Annotated in this window: 14 protein-coding genes; 1 reads left to right on the top strand and 13 read right to left on the bottom strand. The window is 72.4% G+C overall.

From position 1 onward, the window contains the following. Nucleotides 1–29: 29 nt before the first annotated feature. A complete protein-coding gene (locus C4U03_RS40370) occupies nucleotides 30–749 on the bottom strand; it encodes a hypothetical protein (RefSeq protein WP_160146968.1) in 720 nt (239 codons plus the stop codon). Nucleotides 750–816: 67 nt separating this feature from the next. Here C4U03_RS40370 and C4U03_RS11350 point away from each other — a divergent pair, with 67 nt between their 5' ends. Then, complete coding sequence (locus tag C4U03_RS11350; RefSeq protein ID WP_103937692.1) at nucleotides 817–1,707, top strand: HhH-GPD family protein; 891 nt, start codon at nucleotides 817–819, stop codon at nucleotides 1,705–1,707. A 40-nt stretch (nucleotides 1,708–1,747) separates the two neighbouring features. Here C4U03_RS11350 and C4U03_RS11345 read toward each other — a convergent pair whose 3' ends face one another. From C4U03_RS11345 to C4U03_RS11290, 12 genes are all read right to left on the bottom strand, one after another. Next, nucleotides 1,748–2,506: an N-acetylmuramoyl-L-alanine amidase gene (locus C4U03_RS11345; protein WP_103937691.1), complete on the bottom strand. Its 759-nt coding sequence runs from the start codon at nucleotides 2,504–2,506 to the stop codon at nucleotides 1,748–1,750. A 181-nt stretch (nucleotides 2,507–2,687) separates the two neighbouring features. Continuing rightward, nucleotides 2,688–4,076, bottom strand: a complete 1,389-nt coding sequence (locus C4U03_RS11340; protein ID WP_103937690.1) for an alkaline phosphatase family protein — start codon at nucleotides 4,074–4,076, stop codon at nucleotides 2,688–2,690. Nucleotides 4,077–4,078: 2 nt separating this feature from the next. Further along, nucleotides 4,079–5,230, bottom strand: coding sequence for a metabolite traffic protein EboE (gene eboE, locus C4U03_RS11335; RefSeq protein WP_103937689.1), 1,152 nt, complete (start codon nucleotides 5,228–5,230; stop codon nucleotides 4,079–4,081). A gap of 1 nt (nucleotide 5,231) precedes the next feature. Then, a complete protein-coding gene (locus tag C4U03_RS11330) occupies nucleotides 5,232–6,077 on the bottom strand; it encodes a TatD family hydrolase (protein ID WP_103937688.1) in 846 nt (281 codons plus the stop codon). A gap of 1 nt (nucleotide 6,078) precedes the next feature. Continuing rightward, nucleotides 6,079–6,819 carry an EboA domain-containing protein gene (locus tag C4U03_RS11325; RefSeq protein ID WP_200827195.1) on the bottom strand — a complete coding sequence of 247 codons (741 nt, stop codon included), beginning with the start codon at nucleotides 6,817–6,819 and terminating at the stop codon, nucleotides 6,079–6,081. Next, nucleotides 6,816–7,676 (bottom strand): sugar phosphate isomerase/epimerase family protein, encoded by an 861-nt coding sequence (locus C4U03_RS11320; RefSeq protein ID WP_103937687.1) that lies wholly within the window; start codon nucleotides 7,674–7,676, stop codon nucleotides 6,816–6,818. Before C4U03_RS11320 ends, C4U03_RS11325 begins: the two co-directional genes overlap by 4 nt. Beyond that, a complete protein-coding gene (locus tag C4U03_RS11315; protein ID WP_103937686.1) occupies nucleotides 7,673–8,503 on the bottom strand; it encodes an SCO3242 family prenyltransferase in 831 nt (276 codons plus the stop codon). The genes C4U03_RS11320 and C4U03_RS11315 overlap by 4 nt, the downstream gene beginning before the upstream one ends. After that, on the bottom strand, nucleotides 8,500–9,654 hold the full coding sequence (locus C4U03_RS11310) for an inositol-3-phosphate synthase (protein WP_103937685.1): 1,155 nt from the start codon (nucleotides 9,652–9,654) through the stop codon (nucleotides 8,500–8,502). Before C4U03_RS11310 ends, C4U03_RS11315 begins: the two co-directional genes overlap by 4 nt. Nucleotides 9,655–9,952: 298 nt before the next feature. Beyond that, nucleotides 9,953–11,137: a ScyD/ScyE family protein gene (locus C4U03_RS11305; RefSeq protein ID WP_146087339.1), complete on the bottom strand. Its 1,185-nt coding sequence runs from the start codon at nucleotides 11,135–11,137 to the stop codon at nucleotides 9,953–9,955. Nucleotides 11,138–11,380: 243 nt separating this feature from the next. Continuing rightward, on the bottom strand, nucleotides 11,381–12,508 hold the full coding sequence (locus C4U03_RS11300; protein WP_235017776.1) for a ScyD/ScyE family protein: 1,128 nt from the start codon (nucleotides 12,506–12,508) through the stop codon (nucleotides 11,381–11,383). A gap of 242 nt (nucleotides 12,509–12,750) precedes the next feature. Next, entirely contained in the window at nucleotides 12,751–15,261 is a 2,511-nt protein-coding gene (locus C4U03_RS11295; RefSeq protein WP_103937682.1) for an ATP-dependent Clp protease ATP-binding subunit, read from the bottom strand. 400 nt (nucleotides 15,262–15,661) lie between these two features. Then, on the bottom strand, nucleotides 15,662–15,982 hold the full coding sequence (locus C4U03_RS11290) for a histone-like nucleoid-structuring protein Lsr2 (RefSeq protein WP_103937681.1): 321 nt from the start codon (nucleotides 15,980–15,982) through the stop codon (nucleotides 15,662–15,664). Between the last annotated feature and the right edge of the window lie 392 nt (nucleotides 15,983–16,374).

The following is a 16,374-nucleotide window of genomic DNA, read 5'->3' as shown; positions in this document are numbered from 1 at the left end:
GGCCGCGTCCCCGCCGGGCGGCGGGCCGGTCACCGGAGCCGGAAGACCAGCCTGCGCGTCTTGACGCCATCGCCCCGCAGCTCCGCGACGTAGGTGCCCGGCCGGGCGGCCGGGCGCAGCCGCGGGCAGCCCTCCGCCGAACGCCTGCGGTCCCAGGTGACCGTCCGGACCTGGGGGACGCCCCGGCGCAGCCGGACGGGCGCGCCCGCTCCCCTGACGCAGTGGTCCGACGACCAGATCCGGTCCTGGCCCGAGGTGATCAGGATCCGCAGCGCGCGCGGGTCCGTGCGGAAGGCGCAGGTGCGTTCGCCGGTGTTGACCACCGACACCCGGAACTGCGGCAGCGTCCCGCGCGCGTAGTCGTCCCCGTCCATCGAGAAGCCCGCCACCACGTCGCCGCGCTCGCAGGCGTCCTTGTCCTTGGGTATGTCCTTCCTGGGCGCGGCTCCCGTCTGTGCCTTCGCCGGGGCCTTCGTCGTGGTCTTCGCCGTGGGCGTGGGCGTGGCCGCGGTCTTCGCCGTGGCCGTCACCGTGACCGTAGGCGCCGCCACCGGAATCCTCCCGGACGGCTCCGGGGACGATGAGGGCGACGGGGTGCCGGCCGCCCCGGCAACGCCGCTCCGCCGGTCGTCCCCGCCGCCGCACGTCCAGACGAGCAGGCCCACCACCGCCAGCAGCCCGGCAAGCACCAGCGCCCGGCGGCGCCAGTACGGCGGCTCCTCATAATCACTTTCCGTTACTGAATCCATGCGCTCAGTATGCTTTTCGGGTCACCGCCGGGCGTGGCGGCGCGCCGTGGCAGGATGGCGAGTTGCCATGACCGCAGCCCCACCGAACGCCGCCCGCTACACCGAGCCGATCCTCGGCTGGTACGACGAGCACGCCCGCGACCTGCCCTGGCGCGCTCCCGGCGCCACCCCGTGGGCGATCCTGGTCAGCGAGATCATGCTTCAGCAGACGCCCGTCGCCCGGGTCCTGCCGGTCTGGCAGCAGTGGATGGAGCGCTGGCCCACCCCCGCCGCGCTGGCCGCCGAGCCCTCCGGTGAGGCCGTCCGCGCCTGGGGCCGGCTGGGCTACCCGCGCCGTGCCCTGCGCCTACACGCCTGCGCGGTGGCCATCACCGAGCAGCACGGCGGCCAGGTCCCCTCCTCCTACGACGTCCTGCGCGCGCTTCCCGGCATCGGCGCCTACACCGCCGCCGCCGTGGCCAGCTTCGCCTACCGGCAGCGTCACGCCGTCCTGGACACCAACGTCCGCCGCGTGCTGGCCCGCCTGCTCACCGGCGTCGAGTACCCGCCCAAGTCCCAGACCGCCGCCGAGGTCGCCCTCGCCGAGTCGCTGCTCCCCCACGACCCGCCGACCGCCGCCCGGTGGGCCGTGGCGGTCATGGAGTTGGGCGCCCTGGTCTGCACGGCCCGCACCCCCCGCTGTGTGGACTGCCCCGTCCTGTCCTCCTGCGCCTGGCACCGGGCCGGCCGCCCCGCCTACGACGGCCCGCCCCGCCGTGGGCAGACCTACGCGGGCACCGACCGCCAGTGCCGGGGCCGCCTGCTGGCCGTCCTCCGCCACGCGGACGGTCCCGTGGACAAGCCCGCCCTCGACGTCGTCTGGTCCGACCCCGTCCAACGCGAACGGGCCCTGGACGGCCTCATCGCCGACGGCCTCGTCGATCCGCTCGACGACGGCCGCTACGCCCTCCCCTCCTGACCGGCCTTCCCGACGAGCCCTCTTGAGGGGCCGGGGGGATTCAGCCGCGCAGGTAGCGGGTCAGGCCGGTGGCCAGGGACTGGGCGGCGCGCTGGCGCCACGTGGGGTTCTTCATGCGGGCGGCGTCGGTGGCGTTGCGCATGTTGCCGCACTCGATGAAGACCTTGGGGACCTTGGACAGGTTAAGGCCGCCGAGGTCGGTGCGGACGTCGATGCCGTTGCGGCCGGCGTAGTCGGCGTACGGCTGGCCGGTGCCGTCCCGGAAGGTGTTGCGGATCCGGGTGCCCAGCCGGCGGGAGGGCGCCACGATCGGTTCGGTGTAGCCCTTGACCAGGCCCGGCACGATCACGTGGAAGCCCCGGCGGGCGCTGGGCGCACCGTCGGCGTGGATCGAGACGGCCGCGTCGGCGCGCAGCCGGTTGGCGATCGCGGCGCGCTCGTTGATGCAGGGCCCGACGCCGCGGTCGTCGGGCCGGGTCAGCCGCACCTTGGCGCCCCGGGCCCGCAGGATCTTGGCCAGCCGGACGGCCACGTCGAAGTTGTAGGCGTGCTCGGCGTACCCGGAGTTCGTGGCGGTGCCGGTGGTGTCACAGGCCTTCTTGTTCGGCCCGGCCGGGACCGGACGGTTGATCTTCCCCGGGTAGCGGTAGTTGAGGCCATTGTGGCCCGGGTCGATGACGATCACCTTGCCGGTCAGCGGCAGCGGCGCGGCGGCCGTCACCGGAGCGGCCACGCCCACCGCTACGAGACCGGCGGCGGGCAGGACGAGCATCGCCGAACACAGCGCACGCTTGCCCATGCGGTCTCCTCAACGTGATCGCAGGCGGAAAGGGCACAACCCTAACAAGCGCGGGTCCACCGTGTCCGGCCGAAAGAGGCCACCCGCCCCTACGGCCTGAACGCCTCGGGAGACCCCCTCGCAGACCGCGTGCGCCCGGATCCCCGGCGGGGATCCGGGCGCACGGCCGGGCCTCAAGGGGTCAGGCGGACGGCGGGATCAGGCCCGCCAGGGAGAGCAGCAGGGACTTGACCTCGGTGGCGGCATAGGTGTCGCGGTCCAACGGCTCGGAGCACATCAGGACCGGGCCGTCGTCCGGGGTGGCCGGGATGCGGCCGTGGCTGCCCCGCACCAGGGACGGGTCCAGGGGGACAACCTGCATCGTGTAGCGGAAACCCAGCTGCTTGCGGGCCAGCGCCAGCCCCGCCTTGGCCTTGACCAGCGGGTCGGACGGGTCCATGAACAGCTCCGCCGGGTCGTACCCGGGCTTGCGGTGGATGTCGACCATACGCGCGAAGTCGGGGGCGCGGGCGTCGTCCAGCCAGTAGTAGTACGTGAACCACGAGTCGGGCTCCGCCACCGCGACCAGCTCGCCGGAACGGGAGTGGTCCAGGCCGTGGGCCGCCTTGCCCGCCTGGTCGAGGACCTCGTCCACCCCGGGCACCTCGGCCAGCATGTCGCGCACCTTCGGCAGGTCGGCGGGGTCCTTGACGTAGACGTGGGCGAGTTGGTGGTCGGCGACGGCGAAGGCCCGCGAGGTCCACGGGTCGAGGTACTCCATGCCCGCCTGGCGGTAGACGTCCAGCAGGCCCGCGCGGCGCAGCACCCGGTTGATGTCGACCGGGCGGGACACGTTGGTGATGCCGTACTCCGACAGCACGACGGTGACCGCGCCCTGGGCGTCCGCGTCGGCCAGCAGCGGGGCCAGCTCGGCGTCGATCTCCTGGGCGGCGGCCACGGCCTCGGGCCCCTCCGAGCCGAACCGCTGCAGGTCGTAGTCCAGGTGCGGCAGGTACACCAGGGTCAGGTCGGGCTTCTCGCGCCGCAGCAGCAGCCGGGACGCCTCCACGATCCACTTGCTGGAGGCGATGCCCGCCTTCGGCCCCCAGTAGCTGAACAGGGGGAAGCGCCCCAGCTCACGGGTCAGGTCGACGCGCAGCTCAGGCGGGTTGGTGTAGCAGTCCGGCGACTTGCGGCCGTCAGCGTGGTAGATCGGCCGGGGCGTCACGGTAAAGTCGGTCGCCGCGCCCATCGCGTACCACCAGCAGACGTTGGCGACCTTGTAGCCGGGGTACACCCGGCGCGCGGCGTCCCACACCTTCTCCCCGCCGACCAGCGCGTTGTGCTGGCGCCACAGGAACACCTCGCCCAGCTCGCGGAAGTACCAGCCGTTCCCGACGATCCCGTGCTCGCTCGGCAGCGCCCCGGTGAGCAGGGTGGACTGCACCGAGCAGGTCACCGCCGGCAGCACCGTCCCCAGCGTCGCCTCGGCTTTCATCGCCTTGGTCAGGTTGGGCATGTGGGCGAGCAGGCGGGGGGTCAGGCCCACGACGTCGATGACGACGAGCGGGCGGGGCGAGGCGGTGGACAAGATCAGTTCTCCTCTTTCAGTCCGAGCCGGACGAGCTGGTCCCGGGTCCAGGCGAGCTCGGCGGCGATGCCCTCGATGAGGGCCTCCTTGGTCAGGGAGCGGCCCGGCAGCACGTCCCAGGTGTAGGTCTCGACCTCCACGTGGTCGGTCAGCGCCCGGTCGCCGCCGAACAGGGTCTCCAGCGTGTCGGTCAGCACGGGACGGGTGGTGCGCAGCGGCCCGGTGTACTCGGCGTGCAGCGGGACGTGGAAGTGGACGCGCCACTCGTGCTCGCCGGGCAGCCCGCCGTCGAGGGCGGCGTCCAGGTCGTCGGTGCCGTACGGGACGCCGCGTTCCCGGGTCTGGTGCAGGAAACGCGGCTCGACGAAGGCCGCCAGCGCCTCCCGGGTCGCCGGGTCGGCGGGCCGGTCGGCCTGCAGGGCGCAGGACGCCTGGAGCTTGACCACCGGCAAGTCGGCGGCGGCCAGCCGGTCGAGGGCGGCGGCCGGCTCCTCGAAGGCGACGGCCAGGTGGCAGGCGTCCAGGCACACCCCCAGAAAGCGGGCGCCGCCCATCAAGTGCTCGGCGGCCTGGGCGGTGGTCTCCACCAGGCAGCCGGGTTCGGGCTCGAAGGCCACCCGGATGGTCTTCCCGGTCGCCGAGGCCAGGGCGGTCAGCTCCCGGTTGAGCCGGTCCTGGCGCCGCTGGGCCATCGCGTCCTGGGCGCGCGACCAGGGCTCGCGCCAGGCCAGCGGCAGGGTGGAGATGCTGCCCCGGGTCACGTCGTCGGGCAGCAGCCGGAGGAGGATCCGCGCCAGGTCGAGGGTGTAGCGCATGCGCTCCGGCTGGGTCCAGTCCGGGTGGTAGACGTCGTACTTGACGACCTCGGTCTGGAAGCCCTGGTACGGGAAGCCGTTCAGCGTGACGACCTCCAGCCCGGCCTTGTCGACGGCGCGGCGCAGCCGCAGCAGCTCGCCGGGGTCGGCGGTCAGCGTGTCGGCGACGGAGCGGGCCAGCCACAGCCCGACCCCCAGCCGGCGCACCCCCAGCCGGTCGCGGATGGGACGCGCGTACCGGGTGAACTGGGCGATCACCCCGTCCAGGTCTTCGGCCGGGTGGACATTGGTGCAGTACGCGACGTGTACCAGGGTGCCGTCGCGATGCCTGAAGCGCATGTCATCCGCCTCGCTTGATGGTGTTGCCGGCGTAGAACTCCGCGGGGTCCGCCTCGGCGAGGTCGAGCCGGCCGCTCTGCCCGTAGAAGGCCACCGGGTTGTCCCACAGGACGGTGTCCACGTCTTCGGCCGTGAAACCCGCCTTCAGCATGGCCTCACCGACCTTGCGGGTCTTGAGGGGGTCGCTGCGGCCCCAGTCGGCGGCCGAGTTCACCAGGACGCGTTCGGTCCCGTACTCCTTGAGGATCGTCACCATCCGATCCTCGTCCATCTTGGTGTCGGGGTAGACGGAGAACCCCATCCAGCAGCCGGCCTCCTTGACCATCGCCACGGTCAGCTCGTTGAGGTGGTCGATCAGCACCCGCTCGGACGCCAGCCCGGACTCGCGGACGACGTCCAGGCTACGGCGGGTGCCGGTGGCCTTGTCGCGGTGCGGGGTGTGCACCATCGCCGGCAGGTCGGCCTCGATCGCCAGCGCCAGCTGGGCGGCGAAGACCTCGTCCTCCTCGGGGGTCATGGAGTCGTAGCCGACCTCGCCGACCGCCACCACGCCGTCCTTGGCCAGGTAGCGCGGCAGCAGGTCCAGCACGCCCCGGCAGCGCGGGTCGTTGGCCTCCTTGGGGTTCAGCGCGATCGTGCAGTGGTGGCGGATGCCGAACTGGGACGCCCGGTACGGCTCCCACCCCAGCAGCGAGTCGAAGTAGTCGGCGAAGGTGTCGGGGGACGTGCGCGGCTGGCCGAGCCAGAACGCCGGCTCCACCACCGCCCGTACCCCGGCCTCATACATGCGCTCGTAGTCGTCGGTGGTCCGCGACGACATGTGGATGTGCGGGTCGAAGATGCGCATGTCAGCCGATCCTTTCCGGCCGGTGGACGTCCTGCCGTCCCCGGTCCTGCATTACCTCCGGATGCCGTTCCACGACGGGCCAGACGTCCTGCGGGACGTCCCGGCCGGCGACGGTCCGCTCGCGGGCGTAGTCGGCGAGCATGCGCGCCAGTTCCCGGTCGGCCCGCCGGTCCAGCCCGGCCACCGCGCTCAACGGCACTCCGACGAACACGCACTTGAGCACCGCCTGCCGGAACTCGTCATCGGCCAGGTGCCCGGCGGCGTACGGGCCGACCGCCGCCTCGATCAGCCGGGTGTCGTTGGTGCGCAGCGCGTCCCGGACGATCGGCAGCCCGTGCCCGCCCAGCCGCCCGCCGGGCGCCCGGCCGCCCTCAGCCAGGTCCGCACCGCCCTCGGCCGGGTCCGCGCCGTCCAGCACGGCCAGCGCCTTGAGCACCGCGATGCGCTCGGCCGCGTCCCCGTACCGGTAGACGTCGAAGAGCAGCTCGCCCAGCGGGGCGCCCTCCTGCGGGAGGGCCAGCAGCAGCCGGGCGCGCGCCGCCTGGTCCACGGTCCAGCCGGGCATGCCGGGCAGCGGCCCGCGCCCGCAGGAGCGTCCCGCCGCCGGAAACACCTCCAGGACCGCCTGACCGCGTTCCGCGACACGGCCGATCGCCTGCTCCAGCCAGCGCCGGCCGCGCTCGTCCAGCGTCCCGTCGAGCGCCGCCTCCAGCGTCCGCACCGGATCGGTCGTCGAGGTCATCGCTTCGCCTCCTTGGTGATGCCCGCCTCGGCGGCCGCCGCGCGCAGGAAGCCGATCGAGTGCTCCGCGACGGCCGGGGCGGCATGGCTGTGCCGGGGCAGTTCCACGCCGACCAGGCCCCGGTACCCGGACTCGGCGAGCGCGGCCAGCACCGGCGGGAAGTCGATCTCGCCCCGGCCGAACTCCAGATGCTCGTGCACCCCGCGTCGCATGTCCTCGATCTGCACGTTCACCAGGTGCGGCGCGGCCCGACGGACGCAGTCGGGCACCGGCTGCGGCTCCAGGCAGCGGCAGTGCCCGATGTCGAGGGTCATGCCCAGCGCGGCCGGCGCCCCCAGCCGGGCGTGCAGTTCCTCGAAGCCGGCGATGGTGTCGACGAACATCCCCGGCTCCGGCTCGAAGCCCAGCCTGACCCCGTACCGGTCGGCCTCCGCCACGACCTCGGCGACCCCCGCGGTGAGCCGCTGCCAGGCCAGCTCGGGGGACACGTCCGGCTCGGCGGTGCCACTCCAGAACGACATCGCCTCGGCGCCCAGGTCGGCGGCCACCCGGACGGCCCGCAGCAGCAGGTCGATCCGGCGGGCGGCGTCCTCGGGCGCACTGAGCAGGGTCGGATGGTGCTTGCGGCGGGGGTCGATCACGTACCGGCCGCCGGTCTCGACGACGACGCCCAGCCCCAGCTCGGCCAGCCGCGCGGCGACCTTGCCGACCTGCTGCGCCAGGTCGCCGTCGTACGGGTCGAGGTGGCCGGAGTCCAGGGTCAGCGCCACCCCGTCGTACCCGAGGTCGGCCAGCACGGCGAGGGCGTCGTCCAAGCGGTGGTTGGCGAACCCGTTCGTCCCGTACGCGAACCTCATGTCGGGGACACCTTGCGGGACAGGGCACGGGCCGCCGGATGCACCGCGGCCAGCGCGGCGGCGGTGGCCAGGCGGCCCCTGCGGGCGGTGAACGCGGCCTGCAGGGGGAGCATCCCGAGAATGCCGGCCCCCACGGCCGCGCGGACGGACGGGGCGTCGCCCCGCCTGGCCGCCCGTACCTGGGCCCGCCCCACCAGCCCGGCGTAGGCGGCGGTCAGCCCCAGCCGGGCGATCCGCGCCGCCCGACCCTCGCCGGGGGCGGGAAGCGCGGAGACGGCGGTCGCCACCGTGGTCGCGGCCAGCGCCCCGCCGAGGAGGGCGGGGCTCGCACCGTGGACCTCGCCCCGGCTGAGCGTGGTGATCCCCCACGTGTGCACGGTGAGCGCGGCGGCGGCCGGTACGGCGCCGGGCCCGCCGCCGAGCAGCACGTCCAGCCCGCGGGCGGCGGCCATCGCCGCTGGGCCTGCCGGGGTGTCCTTGAGCTTGAGGTCGTAGGCCCACACGGCCGCCGCCAGGGGCAGCGCGACCGCCAGCCGGCGGCGGCCCCCGGTGACGGCGGCCAGCGCCAGGCCCGCGCCGGTGAGCCCGGTGGCCAGCGCCAGGGCCTGGCCGGGGGCGACCCGCCCGGAGGGGATTGGGCGCTCGGGGCGTTCCTTGGCGTCCAGCTCGCGGTCGGCGTAGTCGTTGAGGGCCATCCCCGCCCAGTACAGGCAGACCGACGACACCGCCGGGCCCAGGTTCTGCGCCCCGCCCGCCAGGGTGTCGCCCGGCACGCTCAGCGCGGCGGGGGCCCGCACCAGCTCGGCGAGGTCCTTGAGGGTCGTCATGCTCCGGCTCCCAGTTCCACCGCCCAGGCGCGCAGCAGCTCGTACTGGGCGGTCAGCCGGTGCTCGCTCGATCCGATCGGGTCCTTGAAGAAGAAGCCCAGCTCCGGCAGCGGCCCGAAGCGCCCCGCCTGGTGCGCGCGAGCGGTCAGCCGGGCCAGGTCCAGCACGAGCGGGGCGGCCAGTGCGGAGTCGCAGCCCTGCCAGGTGAACTGCAGGGTCATCCGGACCCCGAGGAAGCCCTCGAACATCACGTGGTCCCAGGCGGTCTTCCACTCGCCCATGTGCGGCACGTAGTCGATGTGGGTCTGGCCCTCGACCCTGCGGTCGAGGATCTCCGACAGCGCTCGGTCCTTGGAGACCTTCTTGCTCTCCCCCGCCGCCGGGTCGGCCAGGGTGGCCCCGTCGCCGCCGCCCAGCAGGTTGGTGCCCGACCAGGACCGCACCGCCAGGGCGCGGGCCGCGAACATCGGCGCCAGCGCGGTCTTGACCAGTGTCTCCCCGGTCTTGGCGTCGCTGCCCCCGTAGGGAACGCCCATCCGGCGGGCCAGCTCGTCCAGGGCGGGCAGCCGCGCCCCGGTGGACGGGGTGAAGTCGATGTACGGGCAGCCCGCCCGCAGGGCCGCGTACGCGTAGACCGAGCTGGCGGGCAGCACCTCGCCGGGCTCGGCCATGGCACGCTCCAACGCCTCCAGGCCGGCGTGCTCGGGGCGTCGCTCGAACGGCGGCTCGGTCGAGGCCACGTTGATGACGACGACGCGGTCCAGCTCCCGGCGGTCGCGGAAGGAGACCAGGTCGCCGATCAGCCGGTCGGCCCGCTCGCGCAGCGTGCCGGCGTCGGAGCCGCCGCCGAGCCCCTCGCGGATCTCCCCCTCGGCCTCGTCCAGCTCACCGGTCACCGCGGCCGGCAGCAGCGGCGGAACGACCCCGTCGCGGGCCAGCTTCTCGGCCCGCTTCACCAGCGGGACGTCGGCGATGTCGTGGCCGCCGAACACCAGGGCGTCCAACGGCGGCAGCTCCGCGCCGGCGAAGTCCGGCGTCTCGGTGACACATCCCACCGGCGGCATCAGCCCCGAGCGGATCGCCGCCGCCCCGACGACCACCGTCGTCGCTACAGAGCCCCGGGCTCCTACCAGCCAGACACCGACCCTCACCGGCCCTCCCCACTCGTACGGCGGCCCTCCGACATCAAGGCACCACGCACGTCCAGTCCCATCTGTACCGTTCTGTGAGGAAGGTTACGCTTCTAGTCGACGGACTTCATCATGTTGATCGACATAAATCTCATGTTGTCCGACAGAAGGGTGCCGGCGGTGGGCGGCCTCCGCCACGGCCCGCCGGCCACCCTCGCCGTCCTTCCTCGTCCGCGGCCGTCCCCGGCGGCGCCGGGCGCGGCTCTCCCGCCGGAACCGGCCCGGACTCCGCGTCCGCGCCCGTCCCGGCGGGAGTCACTTACGCCCGCACGCGGACCAGTTGGCCGGCTCCGCTGCCGATCCCGTTGTTGGCCACATAGATCTGACCCTTGGGACCGACCCCCAGACCGGTGGGGAAGAGCAGCTTCCCGCCCGTCGGGATCTCCGACTTGGCCTTGGTCTTCAGGTTGATCCGGTAGAGCGCGCCAGGCTGGGGCCCGTTCTGGCCGAACCCGGTGGTCATGGTGAGCGCCACCAGGTTGCCGCGGCCGTCCAGCGCCAGGTCGGCGACGGCGGTCAGGCCGGAGGCGAACACCTTCGGGCGGTGACCGGGCACGATCCGCCAGATCCGCGAGGCGCCGGGCGCGAACCCGCCCAGCTCACCGACGTAGAGCGCGCCGTCCGGGCCCTTCACGACGCCAGTCGGCACGGACTGTACCGGGATCCCTCCCTGGACCGCCTCCCCCGGCCCGGCGATCGCCCGCAGCAGTTGCCGGGCCTGCGGCGAGGCCGCCGCGGTCTTGGGCGCCGGCGCGATCTCGTTGTGCGGGAAGATCGCCTCGGTGTAGGTCTTGCCCCCCGAGACCCGCAGCAGGTCGTTGCCGCCCGCGTCGGTCACGTAGACGCCGCCGGCGGCGGAGGCGAACCGCCACGGGTTGGCGTTGACCGACGGCTCGCCCGGGTCGGTGCGCGGCAGCACCCAGTCCGGGTCCAGCCGGGTCTCGTGCGCGACCAGGTCGCCGTAGATCTTGCCGCCCCGGACCCGGTACAGGGTGCCCATCCGGCGGGCCTTGGAGCCGAACTTGGCCCGCTGCGCGGTGCCGCCCCCGAAGCCGTTCAGCACGATGTAGTCCTTGCCGGACACGGCGACGTCGACCGGCCCGATGGCCTCACCAGGCCCGCCCACCGACGGCAGCCCCGTGACGACCCGGCCCTTCTTCGCCCCCTTGACCCGGTACACCGAGCCGGTGGCGCCGAAGCACTGCCTGCCCTCCCCCGAGCCGACACAGGGCCCCTTCCCGCCGGTACCGGACTCGGCCACCAGGATCGTGCCGTCACCGAGCACCGTGATCCCTCGCGGGTTGTTGAGCTTGCCGGCTATCACCTGGAGCGACGGCGCACCCTGCGCCGCCACGGCCGTCCCGGGGACGAGCCCGACGGTGACGCCGCCGGCGACCGCGACCGCCAGACAGGTCCCCGCCCAGGACTTGCGTGATCTCGACATGATCTCTCCCTCGTCGTGACGCGGGTGATCGATCCGCGCCACGACGAAGATCCCAGCAAGCCCGTCCCGGGAGCATGGGGCCGAGGTCCGGCCCGCCGGCGGCACCGGGACACCGGTACCCGGCGGGTCGGGACGGCGAATGAGGCAACAGTCCCGACCCCGGCCGTGCGGAGAACGGGCATGCCGGGCCCGGCCGGGCACGCCCGATGCCGGCCTGGTGATCGAAGGACTGCCGCCCCACGGTCAGGGCTCCACGCGCACCAGCTGGCCGGCACCGTTGCCGATGCCATTGTTGGCTACGTAGATCTCGCCCTCACGGCCGATGCCCATGCCGGTCGCCATCCGCAGCCGCCCGCCGGTGGGAATCTCGGACCTGGCCCTGGTCTTCAGGTCGATCCGGTACAGCGCGCCGGGCTTGGCCGCGCCACCGGAGCCCGCGGCCTCACCCATGCTGAGCGCCACCAGGCCGCCGCGCCCGTCCAGCGCCAGGTCGGTGAGAGAGGTCATGCCGGAGACGAACACCTGCGGCCGGTGGCCGGGCACGATCCGCCAGATCCGGGCCGCGCCGGGCTTACGCCCGCCGAGCTCCCCGACGTAGTAGGCGCCGTCCGGCCCCCGTACGATCCCGGTAGGCACCGACTCCGCCAGTTCAGGCGCCCGGCTCCCACGGGCCCGCAGCTCGCTGTGCGGGAAGACCAGCTCGGTGTGGGCGGGACCGCCCCGGGCCGTGCGGATCAGGTCGTTGGCGCCCGCGTCGGTCACCAGCCAGTCCCCGCCCGCGGCCACGAACCGCCAGGGGTTGGAGTGCAGCGGCTCCTTGCCGGGACCGGTGGGCGGCAGTACCCCGTCCGGGTTCAACCGCGTCTCGTGCTCCACCAGATCGGCGATGACCGACCCGTGCCACCGGCCCCCGACGTGGTACAGGGTGCCCATCCGGCGCGCCTGTGCGCCGAACTGGGCGCGCTTGGCGCTGTTCAGCGCGGCGCCGCTCAGCACGAGGTAGCCGTCACCGGACACCACGACGTCGACCGGCCCCGCCGCCTCCCGGCCGGCCGGGTCGCTGATGGACGGCAGGTTCCGTACGACCCGGCCCTGGTGCTTCCCCCTGACCCGGTAGATCGAGCCGGTGTTGCCGAAGCACTTGCGGGTCTCGCTCGCGCCGGTCGACTTCGTGCACGGGCCACGCCCGCCCGTCCCCGCCTCGGCCACCAGGACGGTGCCGTCACCGAGCACCGTGACGCCCCGGGGACTGTTGAGGCCCTCGGCGACCACCCGGACCGTCGGCGTCCCCTGCGCCGCCTGACCCGACCCTGGAACGAGCGCCACCGTGACCCCGCCCACGGCCGCCAGACAGGCCGCGATGCGGGGCATGCGTGATCTTGACATTTCCCTCCCTCGTGTTCGGGTGCGGATCGGCAAGATCCGCGCCACCGGGGAAGGTGCCCAGCCTTGATCGACGCCCATTTCGTCCGGCGCGGCAAACGGGCCGATCGGTCAGGACACGGCCAAGCGGTCGTCGGCCGGGCCTGTGCGACCCGTCCCGGATCGGCCCGGAAACAGCAAAGGGCCCGCACCGGACGGTGCGGGCCCCTGCGCTGTCGGTTGCGGAGTGATCAATCCTTGTTGAAGTTGACCGCACCCTCGACCGGCGGCGGAGTGTCGGGGACGGTGGACGGCTTGGGCACACCCTTGAAGGTGAACTTGGCCGTCTCGCCGGAGCCCTCGACGCCGACGATCACGATCTGGCCGGCCTTGAGCTCGCCGTACAGGATCTTCTCCGACAGGTTGTCCTCGATCTCCCGCTGGATCGTGCGGCGCAGCGGCCGGGCGCCCAGCACCGGGTCGTAGCCGCGCTCGGCCAGCAGGTCCTTGGCCTCCTGCTTGAGCTCGATGCCCATGTCCCGGTCACGCAGCCGCTCGTCCACCCGGGCGATCATCAGATCCACGATCTGGATGATCTCCTTGGGGGTCAGCTGGTGGAAGACCACGATGTCGTCGACACGGTTGAGGAACTCGGGCCGGAAGTGCTGCTTGAGCTCCTCCTGCACCTTGGCCTTCATCCGGTCGTAGTCGCCCTGGGTGTCGTTGGCGCGGGTGAAGCCCAGCGACTGGCCCTTGGAGATGTCCCGGGTGCCCAGGTTGGTGGTCATGATGATGACGGTGTTCTTGAAGTCCACCACCCGGCCCTGGGCGTCGGTCAGCCGACCGTCCTCCAGGATCTGCAGCAGCGAGTTGAAGATGTCCGGGTGGGCCTTCTCGATCTCGTCGAACAGCACGACGGAGAAAGGCTTGCGGCGCACCTTCTCGGTGAGCTGGCCGCCCTCCTCGTAGCCGACGTATCCGGGCGGGGAGCCGAACAGCCGCGAGACGGTGTGCTTCTCCATGAACTCGGACATGTCGAGCTGGATCAGCGCGTCCTCGTCACCGAACAGGAACTCCGCCAGAGTCTTGGACAGCTCGGTCTTTCCGACGCCCGAGGGGCCGGCGAAGATGAACGAGCCGCCGGGGCGCTTGGGGTCCTTCAGCCCGGCGCGGGTGCGCCGAATGGACTGGGACAGGCCCTTGATGGCGTCTTCCTGGCCGATGACCCGCTTGTGGAGCTCCTCCTCCATGCGCAGCAGGCGGGAGGTTTCCTCCTCGGTCAGCTTGAAGACCGGAATGCCGGTGGCCGTGGCGAGGACTTCGGCGATCAGTTCCTCGGTCACCTCGGCGACGACGTCCATGTCGCCGGCCTTCCATTCCTTCTCCCGCTGCGCCTTGGCGGTCAGCAGCTGCTTTTCCTTGTCCCGCAGGGCCGCGGCCTTCTCGAAGTCCTGCGCGTCGATCGCCGACTCCTTCTCCCGGCGCACCTCGGCGATCTTCTCGTCGTACTCGCGCAGGTCCGGCGGCGCGGTCATCCGGCGGATGCGCATCCGCGAGCCGGCCTCGTCGATCAGGTCGATCGCCTTGTCGGGCAGGAACCGGTCACTGATGTAGCGATCGGCCAGCTGGGCGGCCGCCACCAGCGCGCCGTCGGTGATCGAGACGCGGTGGTGCGCCTCGTACCGGTCGCGCAGGCCCTTGAGGATCTCGATGGTGTGCGACAGGGACGGCTCGGCGACCTGGATCGGCTGGAAGCGGCGCTCCAGCGCGGCATCCTTCTCCAGGTGCTTGCGGTACTCGTCCAGGGTGGTGGCGCCGATGGTCTGCAGCTCGCCGCGGGCCAGCATCGGCTTGAGGATGCTGGCGGCGTCGATCGCGCCCTCGGCGGCGCCCGCGCCCACCAAGGTGTGCAGCTCGTCGATGAACAGGATGATGTCGCCGCGGGTGCGGATCTCCTTGAGGACCTTCTTCAGCCGCTCCTCGAAGTCACCGCGGTAGCGGGACCCGGCGACCAGCGCGCCGAGGTCGAGGGTGTACAGCTGCTTGTCCTTGAGGGTCTCGGGCACCTCGCCCTTGACGATCTTCTGAGCCAGGCCCTCGACCACGGCGGTCTTGCCCACGCCCGGCTCGCCGACCAGGACCGGGTTGTTCTTGGTCCGCCGCGACAGCACCTGCATGACCCGCTCGATCTCCTTGTCCCGGCCGATCACCGGGTCGAGCTTGCCCTCGCGGGCGGCCTGGGTCAGGTTGCGGCCGAACTGGTCCAGCACCAGCGACGTGGAGGGGGCCGACTCCGAGGGGCCGGCCGCCGCGGGCTCCTTGCCCTGGTAGCCGTGCAGCAACTGGATCACCTGCTGGCGCACCCGGTTCAGGTCCGCGCCCAGCTTCACCAGCACCTGGGCGGCCACGCCCTCACCCTCGCGGATCAGACCCAGCAGGATGTGCTCAGTGCCGATGTAGTTGTGCCCGAGCTGCAGCGCCTCACGCAGCGACAGCTCCAGCACCTTCTTGGCCCGCGGAGTGAACGGGATGTGCCCGGAAGGGGCCTGCTGTCCCTGGCCGATGATCTCCTCGACCTGCTGCCGCACCGCCTCAAGGCTGATCCCCAGGCTCTCCAGGGCCTTGGCGGCGACGCCCTCACCCTCGTGGATCAGGCCCAGCAGGATGTGCTCGGTGCCGATGTAGTTGTGGTTGAGCATCCGGGCCTCTTCTTGGGCCAGGACGACGACCCGCCGCGCGCGGTCGGTGAACCTCTCGAACATCTCGTCGCTCCTCATAGAGCGGTTGGGCGGATCCGGCTGCCCGGTCCCGTCCATCCGCGTACTAGCCCGCCCCGAGGAGGCCACCCGGTGCACTCCCACCAGGAGACGTTCCCCAGCTAAGCGCTGTTCATCCCCATCCAACTACCACGTGGGCGCGGCATGTTCCCGCTACGCCCCAAGCGAACGGCTTTCACCCGGCTTGATCAACGATCTCAAGCCGGGTGGGCGGGCCCCGCCGAGACCCCTCTGACCTGGGCGTTTCCCCCTGAATTACGGGGTTTGCGGGGATGTGAGGCGGGGTAGTGGGGCCCTTCGGGCGGGAAGTCCGCGGACCGGCACTTCGCCGCAAGCGAACGGCCCGCCCGCCGTGCGGCAGGCGGGCCGCCAGTCGGCGATGCGATCAGTGAGCCGCCTCGTACTGTTCCACGACGGTCGCCGGGATACGGCCGCGCTCATTGACCTTGATGCCGCGCGCCTTGGCCCAAGCGCGGATGTCCGCGCTGCGCTCCCGACTGGACGCGCCGCGGGTACGGCGGCGCCGAGCGGCGCCCGCCTTACGGGCGTGCTCCACGAACGGCTGCAGTGAATCCCGCAGCTTCTTTGCGTTGTCGCCACTGAGGTCGATCTCATAGGAGGCGCCATCGAGCGCGAACGACACGGTCTCGTCCGCCTCGCCACCGTCGAGGTCGTCGACGAGAAGCACCTGAACCTTCTGTGCCATGGGGACAGACCTTTCCGCCGGAGCAAACTACATTCGGTTTCCAAAGATATACCGAAGCGCTTGCGGATGACAATTCAGCGCGGCCCGGCGGAGTTTCCCTGCCCGCCGGTAACTCCGCGTAATCAGGGGAAGCGATTCCGCTATGCCCGGCTTACTCGGCGAGCCGGGCCGGCCACCGCCCCACGGCGGTGGGAATTGTCCGTGCCGCGCCTCGCGGCAGCCCGCCCCGGCACGGGGGTTTTGCGCCCAGCCCGGCCACCGGCGGCGGCAGTCCCGGCGACCTCGATCATGGCCGCCCGGGCGAATCGAAGCGCTGCGGGAAAGCCCGGGGCCGACACGCGCGGTAACCCCAAGGGACGGTCAAGAAGAAGATACGGGAGAAATAGGTCCAG

Origin of the sequence: Thermomonospora echinospora, assembly GCF_900108175.1 — a bacterium.
Classification (GTDB): domain Bacteria; phylum Actinomycetota; class Actinomycetes; order Streptosporangiales; family Streptosporangiaceae; genus Thermomonospora; species Thermomonospora echinospora.
This window is presented reverse-complemented; position numbering and strand designations above follow the sequence as displayed.